Origin of the sequence: Advenella kashmirensis W13003 (assembly GCF_000506985.1) — a bacterium.
In the GTDB taxonomy this organism is placed as follows: Bacteria; Pseudomonadota; Gammaproteobacteria; order Burkholderiales; family Burkholderiaceae_B; genus Advenella; species Advenella kashmirensis_A.
Map to the genome: position 1 here is coordinate 299531 of NZ_KI650981.1, position 19407 is coordinate 318937.

A 19407-nucleotide genomic window follows, 5' to 3' on the forward strand; every position below is an offset into this window, starting at 1 on the left:
GCGGGGCGGTGTATGCCGCCCGCCTGTCAGTCCGGTTTACAGTGACTTGACTGTACCTTTTGGCAATACCGTGGTGACGGCAACGCGCTGTACCTGTACTTCGACGGGTTTGTCGGCCAGCGCAGACACTTCCAGCGTCAGGTAGTTGTCGGTGACTTTAGTGATTTTACCCAGAATGCCGCCTGCAGTAATGACTTCGTCGCCTTTGGCAAGCGCGTCAATCATGGCTTTGGTTTCTTTCTGACGTTTCATTTGCGGGCGAATCATGAGGAAATACAGCACCACGAACATCAGGATGATAGGCAGGAAGCTGGTCAGGCCTCCCATGACGCCGCCGGCCGGAGCGGCCTGCGCCAGGGTCAGGGCAGATAAATTGCTAGTCAGCATAAAAAGAACTCCCGTAAGTGTAAATTAACCGAATATTGTAGCCTTTTCTTGGCTAATCAATGCCTTTTGACCGATCGCTGAAAAATTGTTCCTTCCATTGAGCGAAGCGGCCCTGTTCCAGCGCTTCCCGGATTTCTTCCATCAAGTGCAGATAGAAATACAGGTTGTGCAGGGTGTTCAGACGTGCGCCGGTGATTTCATTGGCCTTTTGCATATGGTGCAGGTAGGCTCGTGAAAAGTGACGGCAGGTGTGGCAGGCGCAAGTCGGGTCTAGCGGTCGGGTATCGTCGCGGTAACGCGCATTGCGGATCTTGATATCGCCAAAGCGGGTGAACAGCCAGCCGTTGCGGGCGTTGCGCGAGGGCATGACGCAGTCGAACATGTCCACGCCCTGGCTGACGCCTTCGACCAGATCTTCGGGCGTACCCACCCCCATTAGATAACGCGGCGCGTTCTCGGGCAACTGGTGGGCAATATGATCGAGAATCCGCAGCATATCCTGCTTGGGCTCACCCACTGACAGTCCGCCGATGGCATAGCCGTCAAAACCGATGCGTTGCAGTCCGGCCAGGGACTCGTCGCGCAGATCCTCGAACATGCCACCCTGGACAATGCCAAAAAGCGCATTGGGATTCTGCAGACTGTCGAAGGTGTCGCGCGAACGTTGCGCCCAGCGCAGGGACATTCGCATGGAACGGGCCGCTTCGTCATGCGTGGCGGGGCGTCCGTCAACGGTATAGGGTGTGCATTCGTCAAAAACCATGACGATGTCCGAGTTGAGGGCGCGCTGGATGCGCATGGATTCCTCGGGCGTCAGAAACAGGCGCGACCCGTCGATGGGGGAGGAGAACTTGACGCCTTCCTCGGTGATTTTGCTGCGCAGATCGCTCAGGCTGAATACCTGGAAACCGCCCGAGTCGGTCAGGATGGGTTTGTTCCACTGCATGAATCCGTGCAATCCGCCATGCTTTTCAATGACTTGTGTGCCGGGCCGTAACCACAGATGAAATGTATTGCCCAATACGACCTGTGCGCCGATTTCGTCCAGTTCGTGAGGCAGCATGGCCTTGACGCTGCCATAGGTGCCGACCGGCATGAACATGGGGGTCTGCACTGTGCCGTGGTTCAGTGTAATACTGGCCCGACGGGCTTTGCCCTCGGTTTTGATTAATGAAAAGGAAAGTCCTGACATGATGATTGACTGGGTTATCTAAACTCTAAAGACAAAAGGGCAACGACGGGGAAGGGCAGAAGGACAGGCCGAAAAACGAAGCGGCTAAGTACACAAGAACCAAGTATGACAGAATCGGTCCCGTTTCGTTCCCTGCCTGGCCGTTGACGCTGCGATCGCCCGCATATGCGGGCGATCATGCGGACCGCGGATCAGCGCGGGGTGATAAACATGGCGTCACCATAACTGAAAAAGCGGTAGCGCTGTTCAATCGCGTGACGATAAGCCCGGTGCATGCGTTCGCGACCCGTCAGCGCAGACACAAGCATCAGTAGGGTTGACTGGGGAAGATGAAAATTGGTGATCAAACCATCGATGACGCGAAACTCGTAACCAGGCGTAATGAATAGCTGTGTATCGGCACTATGAGCACGCGGACAACGCAGGTCGTCCACTGTGCCTGCCTGCTGCGCGGCCGATTCCAGGGCCCGCACACTGGTGGTGCCCACCGCAATGACGCGGGCGCCGCGGCTGCGGGCCGCAGCAATGGCGTCCACTGTTTCCTGTGGCACGGTATACCACTCCGCATGCATAATATGTTCGCTGATTTTGTCTACACGCACGGGCTGGAAGGTTCCGGCGCCCACATGCAGCGTGACCCAGGCCGTGTCGATGCGCTTGTCCTGCAGGTGTTGCATCAGAGCCTGGTCAAAATGTAGGCCTGCCGTGGGCGCAGCAACGGCGCCGGGGTGACGTGCATAAACGGTTTGGTAGCGGGTTTCGTCTTCCTGGTCGGCATTGTGTTTGATGTATGGAGGCAACGGAAGGTTGCCGTGCCGGTCCAGCAAGGGCAGAATATCGGCTTCGAACTGTAATTCGAACAGGTCTTCGTGCCTGGCCGTTACCTGGCAGCGGACTTCACCGTCAAAAATCAGGGTCGTGCCCGGGCGCGGCGATTTGCTGGCGCGGACGTGAGCCAGGGCGCGTGTCGGTTCAAGAATGCGTTCGATCAGGGCTTCCACTCGTCCGCCGCTGTCTTTTTGCCCGTATAGTCGAGCTTTGATGACTTTGGTGTCATTGAAAATCAGCAAATCGCCCGGCTGCAGCAGATCGGGAAGGGCAGAAAAGCGCAGGTCCTGCAGACCGCCGTCGGCTTCAAGCAGCAGCAGGCGACTGTCGGTGCGGGTGGCGGGGGGTGTCTGGGCGATCAGTTCTTCGGGAAGCTCGTAATCGAAATCGGCAATACTCAGCGAGGGATCTATGGGTAGCATGTATGAGAAAGCAATAGGGGCAATAGAGGGCGAGGGGTTCGGTCGTGGCAGTCAACTGCGTCGGACGCCGAACCAGGGTGTGAGCGGGTTGGCAAATCAATTTGTCCGGTTTTAACCGGATTGTCGTATTTAACCATTATAAAGTGTCTTTTCCATTCCGGACCGCAACAGGAGAGCCAGGCCATAATGATCCTTCCTCCGCTTTTTTCAACCAACACATGCGAAAGCGTTGTGGATCCCGGTCGCGCAGGCGAGCGACGGTTGTGCCGGACGACGGTTTTGTCTGACGGCAGTCGATGCTCATCGTGACTTTAGTGACGACCTCGTGCCTAAAGTGACTTCAAAAACGGTGACTTCAATAACCATTCCGATAACGACCTCAATAGCGACGTCACGTGCGCACTGTCTGGCGGGTGGCCTGGCCGCACTGGTCTGTCTTGCCGTGTTCGGTGTGTCGCTGGTCGCTCCGGCACAGGCGCGGGAGCCCGCGGGCAAGAGCAGCGTCGCCGGCAAATCGCAGGTCAAGGCCAAAACAGCATCGAAGACCGGTCGCAGCTCGTCCGGAACTTCTGGCAAAAAGAAAGGCAAAGTTGCAAAGGGTAAAACCGCCAGGATTCGGGTTGCGCCAGGTGAGACCTTCGAGTTTCACCGGCCAGGCTCGCTTGATGTGAAAATTGTGGAGCCGAATAAAAAAGGTGCGACAGGCTTGGGCACGGCGGCGGCTGCACAAAGCCATGCCGATACGGCCGAACTGCTCAATACTTACGGGTTTCCCATTGCGTCCATCCGCTCGGCCGATCATCTGCCCGAGGCCATCCAGGCGCGCTGGGACAGGACCGGAGTGCCGCTGTCGTCTTTGTCTCTGCTGATCAAGGAAGCAGGCGGTCCGGTGATTCTCGCAATCAATCCCACCACGCCGCGCAATCCGGCCTCGGTCATGAAAACCCTGACGACCTGGTCAGCGCTGAATCGATTGGGCGGCAGCTTTACCTGGAATACACGAGCGTACATCGACCGCCGGGCCCGGTTCGATGTGTCACAGGCCATGCGCACGCCGCTTTACATAAAGGGTGGCGGAGACCCGGCTCTCAATTACGAAGGACTCAGGGAAATGATTCGCGCGATCCAGGCTAAAGGATTGCGACATCTGTCTGACGTGGTGGTGGACCGTTCCCTGTTCGCGCCGATTTTTACTGACCCCGGAGAATTTGACGGCTCACCGGAACGGCCCTATAACGCAAATCCGGATGCCATGATGGTCAACCTGGGCGCGATTATGCTCAATTTCAAACCGGACCGGCAGGCAGGCAACTGGACTGTGTCATTTGAGCCGGACATACAGAACCCGCCGGTAACGGGACACCTGGGACTGACCTCGGGTGCTTGCAGCAAATCGCGCACCGGCTCGGAACTGACCGATATGATCGAGTCGGAAGAAGGGCGGTCGCTGCATCTGAAGGGCAATCTGTCGTCCGCTTGCGGGGCGTTTTCCTTCTATCGGCTGGTGGGCTCGCAATCCTATATGTTTTCCAGCATATTTGAACGGCTCTGGACGGCCGAGGGCGGAACCATTTCAGGTGTGATACGCGACGGCCTGGTGCCAGATAGGGCGGTCATGCTGGAGACACGCAGGTCTCCGCCACTGGGGCAGGTGATACAGACTATCAATAAATACAGCAATAATGTGATGGCCAAAACGCTGCTGCTGACACTCGGCGAACAGCTTTATGGCGCACCTGCGACGTTCGAAAAGGGTAGCCAGGCCGTTCTGGATACGCTGAAGAAACAGGGTGTTAATATTGGCGGATACACCGTGGTCAATGGCTCGGGCTTGTCCCGCGGCGGGCGCATTACCGCCGGCGGGCAGGCGCAGATGCTTGATTCGATCTGGTCCTCGGCATTGCGCGATACCTTCATTGATTCGTTGTCAGTCACGGGCGTGGATGGTACTATGCGTCGCCGTCTGACGGATCAGGCAGTCCGGGGGCGAGGGCATTTCAAGACAGGCACCCTGGGCAATGCCAGTGCGCTGTCCGGATTTGTGACCGCAGCCAATGGCAAAACCTATATTCTGGTCAGCCTGGTCAACGATGCTGCCGCACTGAACACCAAATCGTTTGTCGACGCCATTGTTCAGTGGCTTATTGCGCAATAATTTTTCGGAGAAAAAAATCATGTCCGTCCACGAAATCGATCATCCCCTGATCCAGCACAAACTGGGCATCATGCGTCGTGCCGATCTGAGCACCAAAAGCTTTCGCGAGCTGGCCCAGGAAATCGCCGCCTTGCTGACATATGAAGCCTCCAAGGATTTTCCGCTGGAAGATACCCAGATCGAGGGCTGGTGTGGCCAGGTGACTGTCAAGAAAATTGCCGGCAAGAAAGTCACCGTGGTGCCGATTCTGCGGGCAGGTATCGGCATGCTTGACGGGGTTCTTTCCCTGATACCCGGTGCCAAGGTGAGCGCTGTGGGCATTGCCCGCAACGAAGAAACGCTTGAAGCGGGCACCTATCTGCAGAAGCTGGTGGGTGACCTGGACCAGCGTCTTGCGCTGATTATCGACCCCATGCTGGCCACGGGCGGCTCAATGGAGGCGACTATTGCCATGCTCAAACAGGCCGGCTGCCGGGAGATCAAGGCGCTGGTGCTGGTCGCTGCGCCGGAAGGCATTAAACGAGTGCTGGATGCTCATCCGGATGTAAAAATTTACACCGCCTCGATTGATGAGCGATTGAATCAGGACGGTTACATCATGCCCGGACTGGGTGATGCAGGTGATCGTATCTTCGGGACAAAACAGAAAGAATGAACTACCGGTTTTTGCCAAATGTTGCGGTAGTTTCGGTGCCCGATAGAAAATGCAAGTATCTGATTTGAAATGTAAAAAATCAAAAGTATGACGTGTTGCAGGGTTGTCTGAGAATGGTAAAAAAATTGATCAAATGAAAAGAATTCTGAAGTTTGATAGACAAACGCACGGAATGCGATATGATAGGCTTGAAATTATCGACAATGGAATAATATATAAAAAGGCAAGTCCCGGTAAAAGCGGGTTCGCTTTCCGGATATCCAGATAATCTACGCAGGAGAGTCATATGGCTAGTAAATCTAATCTTGAACAATCCCAGGAACAGCTGCTGAACAATTTGCGCGCCAGTATTGCCGAGGCTGAAGGCATGCTCAAAGAAGCCACCGAAATCGGCGGCGACAAAGCCAGTGAGTTGCGTGACCGCGCTGTCAGCGCCCTGCAAAAAGCAACGGGTTCTTTCAAAGACGTACAGGAACGGGCTGTCGAACAAAGCAAACAGGCAGTGCAGGTAACCGACGAGTACGTTCATGACAATCCATGGCGTACAGTCGGTTTTGCTGCGCTGGCCGGCGTTCTGCTGGGTGTCATTATCGGCCGCAAGTAAAGCGCCCGCTTATGTCAGTCAAACAGAATCTGGGCTCGGTTGCGGGTGATTTTGCCTCACTGGTAAAAACCCGTCTTGAACTGCTGTCATTGGAATTGACTGAAGAAAAGGACCGACTGCTGTCGGTTCTTTTGTTCGGTGCAATCGGTTTGCTGTTTTTGCATCTGGCACTCATGGTCATTGCGGTTCTGGTCGGTCTGTTTTTTTGGGAAACGGAGTATCGCTATCTGGCCCTGGCTATACTGGTGCTTATTTACGTGCTGGTGGGTGTCGGGTGTCTGTTTCTGATGAAAAAACATCTTGGACTGGCTGCTTCGCCATTTTCGGCGACGGTCGATGCACTCAGAGACGATGCCGCCGCCTTGCGCGGGCGTCATCCATCCACGGCGGCTGCGAGCGCCCGGGCCTCTGCTTCGTCTGATACAGGAGTTGGCAATGACTGATCCGGCCATGAAAAAAGCGTTCCGCAAGCAACTGCTGACTGCCAGAGTGCTGGCAGAGCGTGAGCAATTGCGGCAGGATATCAATGCCCTGGGTCATTCGATGTCACCCGAGGCCATCAAGACCGCGCTATTGGATATGGGTAGCGGCACGCTCATGAGTCTGACCCGAAAGCGCAGCGGGATTTTTTCCCTGATCGAAAAAAATCCGATGGTCAGCCTCGCCATCGCCCGTTTTTTGTTACGCGCCAGCAAGTCCCGTTCGGCGCTGATTAAACCGCTGGCGCTGGCGGCCACGTCCTGGTTTGTTTATAACAAATTTCGCTCGAAACAGGAGCAGCGGGACACGCAGCGCGCCCGCCGGGAAACCTCAGTGCGCCGCTACACGGAAAGCGATATTCCGGTTGATCACGGCTCATTTACGTATCAAGACCAAGATCCTTCCACAATCCGTCGACCTTGAGCCGGACATCCTGATCCATGAGAATGGGTGTACCCCACTCCCGGTGGGTCTCGCCCGGCCACTTGTTGGTAGCGTCCATTCCCATTTTGCCGCCCAGCCCTGACTCGGGTGAAGCAAAATCCAGATAATCAATGGGTGTATTTTCGACCAGTACCGTATCGCGTACGGGATCCATGCGCGTGGTCATTGCCCAGACCACTTCCTTCCAGTCCCGCGTATCGATGTCGTCATCAACGACCACAATAAATTTCGTGTACATGAATTGGCGCAAAATACTCCACACACCGAACATGACGCGCTTGGCGTGCCCGGCATACTGCTTGCGAATGGAAACGACGGCCAGCCGATAGCTGCACCCTTCGGGAGGCAGATAAAAATCAACAATTTCAGGCAACTGCTTCTGCAGCAGTGGTACAAAGACCTCATTCAGCGCTACACCCAGTACGGCTGGCTCATCAGGGGGTTTTCCTGTGTAGGTGCTGTGGTAGATCGGGTTGCGTCGCATGGTAATGCGATTGATCGTCAAAACCGGGAACCAGTCCTGTTCGTTGTAGTAACCGGTATGGTCCCCATAAGGGCCTTCCAGCGCCATTTCGAAGCCGTTGCTGCGTGGCGCCGGTGCGCCGTCGGCGACCTGGGGGGCGCAGGCTTCGGGGTGGCTGGCGGGCAGAATATGGCCTTCGAGCACGATTTCAGCCGAGGCCGGGACTGACAGGTCATTGCCGATCGATTTGACCAGTTCGGTACGCGAGCCGCGCAGCAGCCCGGCAAACTGATATTCAGACAGACTGTCGGGCACAGGCGTGACGGCCCCCAGGATAGTAGCCGGATCGGCGCCCAGCGCTACTGAAATCGGGAAAGGCTGGTCGGGATGCGCCAGCATATGGTCGCGGAAATCCAATGCTCCGCCACGATGCGACAGCCAGCGCATGATCACCTTGTTGCGACCGATCACCTGCTGCCGGTAGATGCCCAGATTCTGGCGTTTTGCCTTTGGGCCGCGGGTGATGACCAGCCCCCAGGTGATCAGGGGTGCGATATCGCCTGGCCAGCAAAGCTGGATGGGCAGGCGTGACAGATCGACGTCATCTTTTTCCCAGATGATTTCCTGACAGGCCGCGTGCCGCTGCATTTTGGGTGCCATATCCCACAGCGCCGATTTGAGCATGGACACGGTGCCGATGGCCTCGCGCAACCCCTTGGGCGCTTCCGGCTCACGCAGGCTGGCCAGCAGGGCGCCGGTATCACGGAGGGCGTCGACGGATTCCGCGCCCATGCCCCATGCCACGCGCTGAGGCGTCCCGAACAGGTTGGTCAATACCGGTATGTCCGAGGTGCGTCCCAGATGTTGGGGTTGTTCAAAGTGCAATGCAGGGCCGCCGGCGCGCAGCACACGATCACTGATTTCGGTCATTTCCAACCGGGTTTGTACCGGCACGCCAATGGATTTGAGATTGTCCCGCTTTTCCAATTGCTTGAGGAAATCCCGCAGATCCGCATATTTCACGATAGACAGCCTATAAGATGAGTCAGATCAGAGCATTATAGGAGAAAGGCCACGACGGGTGCGGCTGTGGCAAAACTGGGTTATAGTAAATTCCCCTTTCATTTGCCGGCGCCGTCTGATCATGTCCGGTTATTGTGTCATACATGAATTCTGCGACAGCTAATCCCCCGATCTCCCGCTTATTCAAGTCGGTCTATCGCACGCTGCTGGATATCGTGCACCTGATGGTGTCCTATCTGGGTATCGCGGTGCTGGTGGCGGTGCTGGCAGCGGCGTTGCTGCCTGCAATCCGCGATCAGATCCGGGTCATCCATCAGGCATCGCTCAATGCATTGATGCCCGATAGCACCGTAATGTCTGATCGCGATCTGCTGACGATCTTCAGCACGCCCCAGGTACGTCACGGCGATACTGCCGAACCGAGGGTGGCCGCTTCGCCCGAGGACCAGCGTAACAGCGCGCTGATTCGGGAGCAGGATTACACGGCAGAGGGATTTTTTGCCAACCTGGGCATATCGGATAGCCAGTTCACGGTGCCTGGTCTTCCCAACAGCAAGGCGCTGGCGTTGCGTGAATACGTATCGCGCAAGTTCCGGATTGCCCGTAATGTGACCGGCGCCCTGATCCGCGTTGTGTATTCTGTTGCCGAAAAACAGGATCTGGACCCGATTCTGGTGCTGGGCGTTATTGCAATCGAGTCCCGCTACAATCCCTTCGCCGAGAGTCATGTCGGCGCGCAGGGTCTGATGCAGGTCATGCCCAATGTGCATGCGGAAAAATTCGATATTTTCCGCGGTGGAGTCCTGTCGGCCCTCAATCCGGTTGCCAATGTTCATGTAGGCGCGAAAATCCTGCACGACTGCATTTCGCGTCGCGGTTCCGTAGACCGGGGGCTGGCCTGCTATGTGGGGGCTATCGGGCCCAATGATGGTGGCTACGCTGCCAAAGTCCAGTCAGAACGCCGCCGCATCGCGCTTGAGTCGGGCATTGCCCTCAAGCGCAGTCTGGGGAAATTCTGATCACGTCGCCGACCCGTGCAACCAGCCTGTAAAAACACGGACCTGCGATCGCCGAAACTTAGCGAGCGGGAGCGGCGTTGTTATTTAAAGAATGCTCAGTTTAAATGTCTAAAGAATGCGCTGCAGCCGTTCGATCACTTCGTGCAGCCTGTCCAGGGCGGTTGCGTAGGATACGCGAATCATTTTATCGGCATAGGCCGGACCGAAGTCCAGGCCAGGCACGACTGCGACGCCGGCCTCATGCAGCAATTTGTGGGCAAACTGGTCGCTGTTGAGACCATGCTGCGTGATATCCGCATAGATATAGAAAGCGCCGTCCGGCTTGACCGGGACATGAATGCCCAGTTTTTCAAATTCGGGCAACAGGAAATCGCGACGCTCCATGAAGGCCAGGCGCCGGTTTTCATAGATGGCCAGGGCTTCGTCCGTGAAGCATGAAATGGCGGCGTGCTGCGCCAGGGTAGGGGGGCAGATATTCAGGCTGGCCGCCAGTTTTTCTACGGCGCCAACCATGCTCTCGGGAACGACCATCCAGCCCAGGCGCCAGCCGGTCATATTGAAATATTTGGAGAAGCTGTTGATGACAACAATGTCCTGATCCAGCGTCAATGCGGATCGTGGAACACGGTCATAGCACAGGCCGAGGTAAATCTCGTCCATGAGAACCACTCCATTGCGTTCCTTCACTGTCTGGATGATCCGGACCAGTTCCTCGCGTTCAATGGACGTACCGGTCGGATTGCTGGGCGAGGCGATCAGTACGCCGCGGGTTTTGTCGCTCCAGTGGGCGGCAATGTTGTCTGCTGTCAGTTGAAAGCGTCCCTGCGCGGTGCAGGGAATGAGACGGGGAGTGGCACCCGCGCACAAAATAAAATTTGAATTGGCCGGATAGGCCGGGTCGGGCATGAGGATTTCATCGCCCGGATTGAGCAGGGTCATGCAGGCCAGGGACAGTGCGCCCGAGGCGCCCGCTGTAATGATGATGCGACCCGGGTCAAGCTCAGTGCCCCAGTGGCTTTGGTAGTAATCGGCGACGGCGCTGCGCAACGGCATGATTCCCAGTGCCGGACTGTAGCCGCTCAGACCTGCCTGCGCCGCTCTGGACAAGGTGTCCACCACAATGGGGGGCGCCGTAAAGTCTGGTTCGCCAATGCCGAGACTGATAATATCGCGGCCCTGTTCGCGCAGTTGCTGGGCAGCTTTGGTGACTTCCATTGCGTGAAAAGTCAGCGCCTGGTCGATTCGTTGGGCAAAACGGGTCATGGTAAAACGGGGCAAGGTAAAATAGTCGGGTTAAATACGTGGGGTGAGCGCCTATTGTAACGGTAAACGTTCCCGACTCGCTGTTCGCCCCGCCAGCCGGATTGTTTTATCCCCGCTGCCGCAAAGGCTTTCCATTTATCATGCATGTAAATCGTCGACGCTTTCTAACGCTTAGCAAACGCCCCCAGGAGGGTCCGTGGCCAGCATTCTGCCGGCGTGTTCAGCGCGCACTCGAGGCGCCATTGTCGGATGAACAGGAACGGGATGGCTACCATTCGGCCCGTATTCCATTGCACCATCTGGGCGATCTGCCGTCGTTGCGGCAATTGTGCCAGGAGTACGATGTCGCGCTGGTGCTGGACGGTACGGCGACTGAAAAGTCCATGATCGGCCGTTCCTGCCTGATTGTCGAATCAGGACAGGGCCTGTCCGGGACGGAAGCGATCGGCGATCACGCCTGCCTGGCCCTGCCCGGGACGACCGTGGCGCAGATGCAGGCGCTGGGCTATGAGCAGTTTTCCCATGTCCCGCCCGGGCTTACGCTGGCACAGTGGCTGGCCATGCCGCAATGGCACGATTGCCGGCCGGGCTGCACGGCCAGCTCGGGGCTGGAACGGGTGCATGCGCTGTTTGCGGATGGGCAGACGGCCGTGCTGGGTGGATTTGGGGTAAATGACGAATCGCCACTGCGCTTGCCCGTTCTGCAAAAAAAAATTCCTTTGCTTTTTGAACTGCTGTCCGATACGGACATCCTGCGTTGTCTTGCCTTGCCCAGATGGCCGCTGGCCTATCGACTGGATGCGCTCAGGCCCCGGCTGGGCGATATCAATCTGGCCCAGCTTTTCCTGGGACATGGCGGAACCCTGATCTGGTGCCAGGAGCTGGTCATCCGCCGAATGCCCGGCAACGCCATTGTCACCGACCTGATGCTGACCGAAGCAGACCAGGACTGGGTTGCGGGTGTGCACAACCATATAGAGGGCAACATCAAAGCGATGTTTGATCCGGCAGGCCTGTTTGTCTATCCCGATGAACTGTCGTTTGCGGCGGACAATCTGTAAAGCGAAATACGGATGGTCTGCCCCCGCGAGCCTGGCAAGCTGTCAGGGCGGGGCTGCGCAGTGGGGTGGTCGCAATGACAAATGCGGCCATCCCATCGGAATTACCGGATGCATTCCTGGATGAATTTTCGTATGATAGGTATCGGGCAGTATTCACAAGCCTTCGTCTGTGTCTGCCGTTCAGAACGACTTGTGCTGTCCTATTTCCCCAGGAATCAGAATGGATCAGAATTTCAGAAATCCGGCCTCCGGCCCCCATACTGCATTGGTGCTGACCGGTGGTGGTGCACGCGCAGCCTATCAGGTGGGGGCGTTGCAGGCCGTACTGGCCATCCTGGATCCCAATAAATCGCCGCATTTTCGCAACCCGTTTTCGATCGTCTGCGGATCGTCGGCTGGCGCCATCAATGCGACCGCCTACGCGTGCAGGGCAGGGCACCCGCATACGGCACTCAAGCGGCTTGAGAAAATCTGGCGTGGGCTGCATACGGGCGATGTCTATCGTTCCGATCCGGCCGGTGTCTTCGGTAACGGTTTTCGCTGGCTGGGAATGCTGATGTTTGGCTGGGCGTTGCAGGGCTTGCGTGATAATGCACCCAAGTCGCTGCTTGATAATCGTCCCCTGGCACAACTCTTGTGCGACAGTATCGATTTTCCAAATCTGCAGCGTAACCTGCAGGGCGGTCACCTGCGGGGCCTGGCCATTACAGCCTCTAGCTACACCAGTGGTAATCATTTGACGTTTTATCAGGCGGGTCATCCCCTGGACGCCTGGAAGGGACGCCAGCGCTACGCGATCGCCGAGCCGATCACGCTGGATCACCTGATGGCTTCCAGCGCCATTCCTTTCGTGTTTCCGGCAGCCCGTCTGTCCCTGGAGGACCAATGTGAGTGGTGCGGAGACGGCTCCATGCGCCAGCTTGCCCCCATCAGCCCGGCTATCCATCTGGGCGCAGACCGGGTCCTGGTGGTCAGCACCAGTGCGCATGGCGATGCACCGGAAGAGGACGCGACACATCAAAGTGACCAGTATCCGACGCTGGCGCAAATCGGTGGACATGCCTTGTCGGACATCTTCATTGACGGGCTTTCCATTGATCTGGAGCGTATCAGTCGTATCAATATGCTGCTCGATGCCGTGCCTCCTGGTGTACAGTTGAACACAGGAGTGAAAAAAATTGATGTTTTAACGATAAGTCCAAGTAAATCTATTGACGAAATCGCCCTGAAGCATTTAAATTTCATGCCTAAGTCGGTGCGGGCTTTTTTACGTGTTTTGGGGGTGTCTGCAAAACCTGGAAAAGAGTCGGGCGGATTGCTTGCCTCGTTCCTCCTTTTTGAATCAGCTTTCACGGGTGAGCTGATCGGGCTGGCCTATAACGACGTGATGGCACGTCAGGAAGAAATCAAAGCGTTTTTTTATGGAGAGGTCAATGAATAAAAAAACAGGTACCCCATTGAAAGCCATTCTGGAAACAGGTGGCGCCATAAAAGAAAAAACGATTGGCCTTGATGATCTGAAATCTCATGCCGAAAAGGCTGGTCTGGCTTATTTTGAGGCTGATTGCGACAAGGCGCGCAGTTGTTCGGCCGTGCTGCGCGCTATTGCCAAGGCAGTGGATTACCCTGTCTTTTTCGGCAGCAATATGGACGCCTTGCTCGATTGTCTGGGCGAGACGCTGTTCGAGCAAAAAACAGGTATGGTACTGGCCTTGCGGCGCCTTCATTCCGAAGATGATTCGCTGCTTGAGCATATTGATGCGCTCAAGGGGGTGCTCAATGATACGGTCGAGTACGGCGAGGATAATGGTCGCGTGTTTTCATACGTGGTCGAACATGCGGGAAAACATGATGCACCCGAACCGGGACGTTCACCCCGACCCTATGCGGAAAGCGACTGACCTGGGCACGACTGACTTGTCCATAGGAGTTACAGTGCGCCAATACCATAAGCCGCTCCTGATCATGCTACAAATCAACCTGAACGTTTGCTCACACCCACCCGAGCGTTGCTATGGTCGCCGCGGTCATGGCCAGGCCTGCTGTTTCTGTTCGTAGAATCCGCTCCCCGAAAGTCACTTTTTCAATTCCTGCAGCCGTTGTCTGCTGCAATTCCTGCGGTGACCATCCGCCTTCGGGCCCGATCAGCAGCCGCAAGACAATATCTGACTTGATTGTTTTCGAGATTGCATCTTTCGATGTCGTATTTTGCGATGTCGCATCCGCCGGTAGCGAATGCGATATTGGTGTTGACCGTGATAGTTGTGTCAACACCTGCACCAGTGAGCACCCGCCTTCCGGGTGGCACATATAGGCATGCACCTGCGCGGCTTGTTGTAAATACGCACTGAGCGTCTGCAGGGGGTGAACCCGCACAATACAGTTGCGGCCTGACTGTTCGCTGGCCGATTCAGCAATACGCTGCCAATGGATTTGTCGTTTTTCCAGCCGGTTGCCTGTCAATTGCACAATACTGCGTTCGGCGCGAATGGGAAAGATCTCGGTCACGCCCAGTTCGGCGGCCTTTTCTATAATCCAGTCCATTTTGTCGCCCGACGGCAGGCCCTGAACCAGGCCGATTCGTCCAGGCAATTCTGTGTGGGTATGCTGTTGCTCGGTCACGTCGGCCATGGCCTTCCCCTGATCGAAGCGTAACTGCGCCAGATATTGGGCGCCATCGCCATTGAACAGGACAATGCTGTCGCCCTCACGCAGGCGCAGGGCGCGCGAGGCATGATGGGCTGCGGCTTCGGGCAGGGCAACGCGGGTGTCTGCAGACAGCGGGATCGGACAATAGAATCGGGGTGGCGTAGACATGGCTAAATTTTACTTTATTTAGTGTGAGCGGCACGCAGAAAACCGGGAGTGTTAAAATCGCTGGTTAATCGTAACTAAACCGTGACTTTCACAGGAACCGCATGACCACCACGGCCGCAACATCGAATTCCCATCTTTCCAATGCAATCCGCGCGCTGGCTATGGATGCCGTGCAGCAAGCCAATTCCGGCCATCCGGGCGCTCCCATGGGGATGGCCGAAATCGCCGAAGCCCTGTGGACACGTCACCTGCGCCATAATCCTGCGGATCCAGCCTGGCCGGATCGCGACCGTTTTATTCTGTCCAATGGACATGGTTCCATGTTGCTGTATTCGCTGCTGCATCTGACCGGCTATGATCTGCCCATGGAGCAATTGCGACAATTTCGTCAGTTGCACTCCAAAACACCCGGCCACCCCGAAGTGGGTATCACGGCAGGGGTAGAAACCACCACCGGTCCGCTGGGCCAGGGGCTTTCAAATGCGGTCGGTTTTGCGCTGGCAGAAGAACTGCTGGCTGCCGAATTCAACAAGCCTGATCGTAAAATCGTCGACCATTTCACCTATGCTTTTGTCGGCGACGGCTGCCTCATGGAAGGAATTTCCCACGAAGTCTGTTCGCTGGCGGGCACGCTGGGGCTGTCCAAACTCATCGTGCTTTATGATGATAATGGTATTTCCATTGATGGCAAGGTTGAGCACTGGTTCGCCGACGATACCGCCAAGCGATTCGAAGGTTATGGCTGGAATGTCATCCGTGGCGTGAACGGGCATGACGTGGTTGCGGTTGACCATGCCATTGCCAAGGCCAAGCAGCAGGCGCAGCGTGGCTCTTCCGGTCCGACCATGATCATCTGCAAAACAACGATCGGCAAGGGTGCGCCCAATATGCAGGGCAGCGACAAAGTGCACGGATCGCCCCTGGGCGCGGTCGAAATCGCCGCCACCCGCGAAGCCATCGGCTGGACGCTGCCACCCTTTGATATTCCCGAAGAAGTCTATGCCGGATGGAGCCAGCGCGAGCGTGGCGATCAGATTCAGCGTGACTGGAAAAAACAGTTTGCCCTGTATGCCATCGACTATCCGCAGGAAGCCGAAGAATTTAACCGGCGCATGACGGGCCAGCTGCCTGAAAATTTTGCAGAAAAATTTGCCTCCTTCCTCCAGGAGACCCTTGGCAAGGCGGAAACCGTGGCATCGCGCAAGGCTTCCCAGTTCGCCATTACGGCGTTGGCCGAGATCCTGCCCGAAATGCTGGGCGGGTCAGCCGACCTGACCGGTTCGGTCTTCACCGACTGGAAAGGGGCCGGCGCCGTGCGCAGCGGCACCGACGGTCATCTGAAGTTCGGTCGCCACATCAATTATGGCGTGCGAGAATTCGGCATGGCGGCCATTATGAATGGCGTTGCGCTGCACGGCGGCTATCTGCCTTTTGGCGGCACCTTCCTGACTTTCTCCGATTATTCCCGTAACGCCATCCGCATGGCGGCGCTCATGAAGCAGCGCGTCGTCCATATTTTCACACACGACTCCATCGGTCTGGGTGAAGACGGCCCGACTCACCAGTCCGTCGAACACGCTGCCAGCCTGCGTCTGATTCCCAATCTTGATGTCTGGCGTCCCTGCGATACGACTGAAACCGCCATTGCCTGGAAATCTGCGGTATCGCGTCCGGTCAGCGTCGGCATGAATGTGCAGCAGGGGGGGCCGACTGCGCTGTTGCTGTCCCGCCAGAATCTGCCTTTTGTCGAGCGCGACGCTGCAACCGTCGAACACATTGAAAAAGGTGGTTACGTCTTGCGTGACGCAGAAGGGGCCAGGGCCGTTATCATTGCTACCGGTTCGGAAGTGAGCCTGGCGCTTGAAGCGCAGGCACTGCTGGCCAAAGACAATATTCCGGTTCGTGTCGTGTCCATGCCCAGCACATCCGTCTTCGATCGCCAGAGTGCCGAGTGGCGCAATAGCGTGATTCCGACGACGCTGCCCGCAGTTTCTGTGGAAGCTGGCGTCACGGCTGGCTGGTACAAATACATCGGACGCGAAGGTGCGGCCGTCGGCCTGGACACCTACGGTGAATCGGCCCCCGCCGGCGTCTTGTTCAAGCATTTCGGATTGACCGCTGAGAACGTGGCAAATACGGTTAAACAGGTTTTATAAAACAGGAGAGAATGTAATGACCATTCGTGTTGCAATTAACGGCTATGGCCGCATCGGCCGCAATGTACTGCGCGCTCACTATGAAGGTGGTAAAAAGCATGATATTGAAATCGTCGCGATCAACGATCTGGGCGATCCCAAAACCAATGCCCACCTGACCCAGTATGACACAGCGCATGGCCGCTTCCCTGGCACTGTTACCGTCGATGGCGACTACATGGTCATCAATGGCGACAAAATCCGTGTGCTGGCCAATCGCAATCCTGCAGAGCTGCCCTGGGGCGACCTGAAGGTAGACGTCGTGATGGAATGTACGGGCTTTTTTACCTCCAAGGAAAAAGCCAGTGCGCACCTGAAGGGCGGCGCCAAAAAAGTCATCATTTCCGCACCCGGTGGCAAAGACGTGGATGCGACCATTGTTTACGGCGTAAACCATCAGGTGCTCAAAGCCTCTGATACTGTCATTTCCAATGCGTCTTGCACCACCAACTGCCTGGTTCCGCTGGTGCAGCCGCTGCACGAAGCGCTGGGCCTGGAAACCGGTCTGATGACAACCATCCATGCCTACACCAATGACCAGGTATTGACAGACGTTTATCACGAAGACCTGCGCCGTGCACGTTCAGCGACCATGAGCATGATCCCCACCAAAACCGGTGCCGCGGCGGCTGTCGGTCTGGTACTGCCTGAACTGAACGGCAAACTGGATGGCTACTCTGTCCGCGTTCCCACGATCAACGTGTCGCTGGTGGACCTGACGTTTATCGCCAAACGTGATACCACGGTTGATGAAGTCAACAGCATCCTGAAAAAAGCCTCGGAAGGTGCACTCAAAGGCATTCTGGACTACAACGAAGCGCCACTGGTTTCTGTGGACTTCAATCACAATCCAGCGTCAAGCACGTTTGACGCAACCCAGACCAAAGTGTCCGGAAAACTGGTTAAGGTGGCTTCCTGGTACGACAACGAATGGGGTTTCTCCAATCGCATGCTCGACACCACGGTTGCCCTGATGTCAGCCAAATAAGCTTTGGCGACTGCCAAAAGTATTGCAAACGGCATTGCGCGCTTCGGCGGGCAGTGCCGTTTTTACGATAACACCAAGGAGTGAAAAGAATATGGCGAATGTACAAACGCTTTCTGCCCTGGCGAAAAATGGCCAGCTCAAAGACAAACGTGTTTTTATCCGTTCTGATTTGAACGTGCCCCTGGCCGATGATGGCAGCATCACCGAAGATACCCGTATCCGTGCATCGGTACCCGCAATCCGGATGGCGCTGGATGCCGGCGCCGCAGTGATGGTGACATCGCATCTGGGCCGTCCCACCGAAGGCACGCTGGCTCCGCAGGATACCCTGGCGCCGGTCGCCCAACGCCTGAGCGAACTGCTGGGCAAACCCGTGCAACTGGTGCAGAACTGGGTCGACGGCGTCAATGTTGAGCCCGGTCAAGTCGTTCTTCTGGAAAACTGCCGCGTCAACAAGGGCGAGAAGAAAAACGATGAGGCACTGTCCAAAAAAATGGCGGCGCTGTGTGATGTCTATGCCAATGACGCCTTCGGCACCGCACATCGTGCTGAAGCCACGACGCACGGCATCGCCCAATTTGCGCCGATCGCCTGCGCGGGTCCCTTGCTGGAAGCCGAACTGGACGCATTGGGTAAAGCGCTGCAAAGTCCGAAGCGCCCGCTGGTCGCAATTGTCGGCGGTTCCAAGGTCTCTACCAAACTGTCCATTCTGCAATCGCTTGCTGATAAAGTGGATCAACTGGTTGTGGGCGGCGGTATCGCCAACACATTCATGCTGGCCAGCGGCAAGAAAATCGGCAAATCCCTGGCTGAGCCCGATCAGATCGATCAGGCTAAAGCGGTCATTGACCTGATGGCAAAACGCGGGGCATCGGTTCCGATTCCGAGCGATGTAGTATGTGGCAAGGAGTTTTCTGCACAGGCTAAAGGCGAAGCAAAATCGGCCGATGCGGTTGAAGATGATGACATGATTTTCGACATTGGCGAAAACACGGCCACCGAGCTGGCAGAGATCCTGAAAAATGCCGGCACGATTGTATGGAACGGTCCGGTCGGGGTGTTTGAATTCGATGCCTTTGCCAACGGTACCCGCAAGGTTGCCGAAGCCATTGCCGCCTCGAATGGCTTTTCCATCGCTGGCGGTGGCGACACTCTGGCAGCTATCTCCAAGTTCGGAATCACCGACAAAGTGGGTTATATCTCCACCGGTGGCGGCGCGTTCCTGGAGTTTCTGGAAGGCAAGACCCTGCCCGCTGTTGAAATACTGGAACAGCGCAATCAGGGATAAGGAGCGGGATCGTTCCCGTTGGCTTGCTCAGCGACATCTCCGTCGCTGGGCCCTGCGTTATTTCTGACATTCGTCCGTCGCTGCAAGGTCCGACTTCTGTTATGATTTCAGTCAGCCAGCGGC

At 56.4% G+C, this 19407-nt stretch carries 18 protein-coding genes; 12 read left to right on the forward strand and 6 right to left on the reverse strand.

The window, feature by feature from the left end; translation table 11 throughout:
• Positions 1-36: 36 nt before the first annotated feature.
• The 3 genes from yajC to queA all read right to left on the reverse strand — a co-directional run bounded on the left by yajC (position 37) and on the right by queA (position 2829).
• On the reverse strand, positions 37-387 hold the full coding sequence (yajC, locus tag W822_RS40945; protein WP_024006559.1) for a preprotein translocase subunit YajC: 351 nt from the start codon (positions 385-387) through the stop codon (positions 37-39).
• A 52-nt stretch (positions 388-439) separates the two neighbouring features.
• On the reverse strand, positions 440-1579 hold the full coding sequence (gene tgt, locus W822_RS40950; protein WP_024006560.1) for a tRNA guanosine(34) transglycosylase Tgt: 1140 nt from the start codon (positions 1577-1579) through the stop codon (positions 440-442).
• 191 nt (positions 1580-1770) lie between these two features.
• The gene (queA, locus tag W822_RS40955; RefSeq protein ID WP_031243330.1) at positions 1771-2829 is read right to left on the reverse strand and encodes a tRNA preQ1(34) S-adenosylmethionine ribosyltransferase-isomerase QueA; all 1059 of its coding nucleotides are present in this window, start codon (positions 2827-2829) and stop codon (positions 1771-1773) included.
• A 349-nt stretch (positions 2830-3178) separates the two neighbouring features.
• On the opposite strand from queA, the gene dacB reads away from it, so the two are divergent.
• From dacB to W822_RS40980, 5 genes are all read left to right on the forward strand, one after another.
• Positions 3179-4984, forward strand: coding sequence for a D-alanyl-D-alanine carboxypeptidase/D-alanyl-D-alanine endopeptidase (gene dacB, locus W822_RS40960; RefSeq protein WP_172642814.1), 1806 nt, complete (start codon positions 3179-3181; stop codon positions 4982-4984).
• Between the two features lie 19 nt (positions 4985-5003).
• Positions 5004-5639, forward strand: a complete 636-nt coding sequence (upp, locus tag W822_RS40965; RefSeq protein WP_024006563.1) for a uracil phosphoribosyltransferase — start codon at positions 5004-5006, stop codon at positions 5637-5639.
• 286 nt (positions 5640-5925) lie between these two features.
• Positions 5926-6243 (forward strand): ElaB/YgaM/YqjD family protein, encoded by a 318-nt coding sequence (locus tag W822_RS40970; protein WP_024006564.1) that lies wholly within the window; start codon positions 5926-5928, stop codon positions 6241-6243.
• 11 nt (positions 6244-6254) lie between these two features.
• The gene (locus W822_RS40975) at positions 6255-6686 is read left to right on the forward strand and encodes a phage holin family protein (RefSeq protein ID WP_024006565.1); all 432 of its coding nucleotides are present in this window, start codon (positions 6255-6257) and stop codon (positions 6684-6686) included.
• Entirely contained in the window at positions 6679-7146 is a 468-nt protein-coding gene (locus tag W822_RS40980) for a hypothetical protein (RefSeq protein WP_024006566.1), read from the forward strand. The genes W822_RS40975 and W822_RS40980 overlap by 8 nt, the downstream gene beginning before the upstream one ends.
• Here the strand turns inward: W822_RS40980 and ubiD are convergent.
• The gene (ubiD, locus tag W822_RS40985; protein WP_024006567.1) at positions 7103-8653 is read right to left on the reverse strand and encodes a 4-hydroxy-3-polyprenylbenzoate decarboxylase; all 1551 of its coding nucleotides are present in this window, start codon (positions 8651-8653) and stop codon (positions 7103-7105) included. The two genes, W822_RS40980 and ubiD, sit on opposite strands and share 44 nt — an antisense overlap.
• Before the next feature lie 143 nt (positions 8654-8796).
• On the opposite strand from ubiD, the gene W822_RS40990 reads away from it, so the two are divergent.
• Positions 8797-9672, forward strand: coding sequence for a lytic transglycosylase domain-containing protein (locus W822_RS40990; protein WP_024006568.1), 876 nt, complete (start codon positions 8797-8799; stop codon positions 9670-9672).
• A 108-nt stretch (positions 9673-9780) separates the two neighbouring features.
• On the opposite strand, the gene W822_RS40995 is transcribed toward W822_RS40990, so the two are convergent.
• Entirely contained in the window at positions 9781-10935 is a 1155-nt protein-coding gene (locus tag W822_RS40995) for a pyridoxal phosphate-dependent aminotransferase (protein WP_024006569.1), read from the reverse strand.
• Positions 10936-11075: 140 nt separating this feature from the next.
• On the opposite strand from W822_RS40995, the gene W822_RS0123960 reads away from it, so the two are divergent.
• The 3 genes from W822_RS0123960 to W822_RS41005 all read left to right on the forward strand — a co-directional run bounded on the left by W822_RS0123960 (position 11076) and on the right by W822_RS41005 (position 13897).
• Positions 11076-11996, forward strand: coding sequence for a hypothetical protein (locus tag W822_RS0123960; protein ID WP_034280790.1), 921 nt, complete (start codon positions 11076-11078; stop codon positions 11994-11996).
• A 220-nt stretch (positions 11997-12216) separates the two neighbouring features.
• Entirely contained in the window at positions 12217-13437 is a 1221-nt protein-coding gene (locus W822_RS41000; RefSeq protein WP_031243341.1) for a patatin-like phospholipase family protein, read from the forward strand.
• Positions 13430-13897 (forward strand): barstar family protein, encoded by a 468-nt coding sequence (locus W822_RS41005; protein ID WP_024006572.1) that lies wholly within the window; start codon positions 13430-13432, stop codon positions 13895-13897. Before W822_RS41000 ends, W822_RS41005 begins: the two co-directional genes overlap by 8 nt.
• A 91-nt stretch (positions 13898-13988) precedes the next feature.
• Here the strand turns inward: W822_RS41005 and W822_RS41010 are convergent, their stop codons facing one another.
• Entirely contained in the window at positions 13989-14813 is an 825-nt protein-coding gene (locus W822_RS41010) for a 16S rRNA (uracil(1498)-N(3))-methyltransferase (protein ID WP_024006573.1), read from the reverse strand.
• 101 nt (positions 14814-14914) lie between these two features.
• Between W822_RS41010 and tkt the strand changes: the two genes are divergently transcribed.
• The 3 genes from tkt to W822_RS41025 all read left to right on the forward strand — a co-directional run bounded on the left by tkt (position 14915) and on the right by W822_RS41025 (position 19284).
• Complete coding sequence (gene tkt / locus W822_RS41015) at positions 14915-16969, forward strand: transketolase (protein ID WP_024006574.1); 2055 nt, start codon at positions 14915-14917, stop codon at positions 16967-16969.
• 16 nt (positions 16970-16985) lie between these two features.
• Entirely contained in the window at positions 16986-17996 is a 1011-nt protein-coding gene (gene gap, locus W822_RS41020) for a type I glyceraldehyde-3-phosphate dehydrogenase (protein WP_024006575.1), read from the forward strand.
• A 91-nt stretch (positions 17997-18087) separates the two neighbouring features.
• The gene (locus W822_RS41025; protein ID WP_024006576.1) at positions 18088-19284 is read left to right on the forward strand and encodes a phosphoglycerate kinase; all 1197 of its coding nucleotides are present in this window, start codon (positions 18088-18090) and stop codon (positions 19282-19284) included.
• The last annotated feature ends 123 nt before the right edge of the window (positions 19285-19407 follow it).

What these genes read in the sequence shown, in the direction of transcription:
- upp (WP_024006563.1), top strand. Translation starts at nt 5,004, where the DNA reads ATGTCCGTCCACGAAATCGATCATCCCCTGATCCAGCACAAACTGGGC.
- W822_RS41010 (WP_024006573.1), bottom strand. Translation starts at nt 14,813, where the DNA reads ATGTCTACGCCACCCCGATTCTATTGTCCGATCCCGCTGTCTGCAGAC.
- gap (WP_024006575.1), top strand. Translation starts at nt 16,986, where the DNA reads ATGACCATTCGTGTTGCAATTAACGGCTATGGCCGCATCGGCCGCAAT.
- W822_RS40970 (WP_024006564.1), top strand. Translation starts at nt 5,926, where the DNA reads ATGGCTAGTAAATCTAATCTTGAACAATCCCAGGAACAGCTGCTGAAC.
- W822_RS40975 (WP_024006565.1), top strand. Translation starts at nt 6,255, where the DNA reads ATGTCAGTCAAACAGAATCTGGGCTCGGTTGCGGGTGATTTTGCCTCA.
- queA (WP_031243330.1), bottom strand. Translation starts at nt 2,829, where the DNA reads ATGCTACCCATAGATCCCTCGCTGAGTATTGCCGATTTCGATTACGAG.
- W822_RS41025 (WP_024006576.1), top strand. Translation starts at nt 18,088, where the DNA reads ATGGCGAATGTACAAACGCTTTCTGCCCTGGCGAAAAATGGCCAGCTC.
- W822_RS40980 (WP_024006566.1), top strand. Translation starts at nt 6,679, where the DNA reads ATGACTGATCCGGCCATGAAAAAAGCGTTCCGCAAGCAACTGCTGACT.
- W822_RS40995 (WP_024006569.1), bottom strand. Translation starts at nt 10,935, where the DNA reads ATGACCCGTTTTGCCCAACGAATCGACCAGGCGCTGACTTTTCACGCA.
- tkt (WP_024006574.1), top strand. Translation starts at nt 14,915, where the DNA reads ATGACCACCACGGCCGCAACATCGAATTCCCATCTTTCCAATGCAATC.
- W822_RS41000 (WP_031243341.1), top strand. Translation starts at nt 12,217, where the DNA reads ATGGATCAGAATTTCAGAAATCCGGCCTCCGGCCCCCATACTGCATTG.
- W822_RS0123960 (WP_034280790.1), top strand. Translation starts at nt 11,076, where the DNA reads ATGCATGTAAATCGTCGACGCTTTCTAACGCTTAGCAAACGCCCCCAG.
- W822_RS41005 (WP_024006572.1), top strand. Translation starts at nt 13,430, where the DNA reads ATGAATAAAAAAACAGGTACCCCATTGAAAGCCATTCTGGAAACAGGT.
- tgt (WP_024006560.1), bottom strand. Translation starts at nt 1,579, where the DNA reads ATGTCAGGACTTTCCTTTTCATTAATCAAAACCGAGGGCAAAGCCCGT.
- yajC (WP_024006559.1), bottom strand. Translation starts at nt 387, where the DNA reads ATGCTGACTAGCAATTTATCTGCCCTGACCCTGGCGCAGGCCGCTCCG.
- W822_RS40990 (WP_024006568.1), top strand. Translation starts at nt 8,797, where the DNA reads ATGAATTCTGCGACAGCTAATCCCCCGATCTCCCGCTTATTCAAGTCG.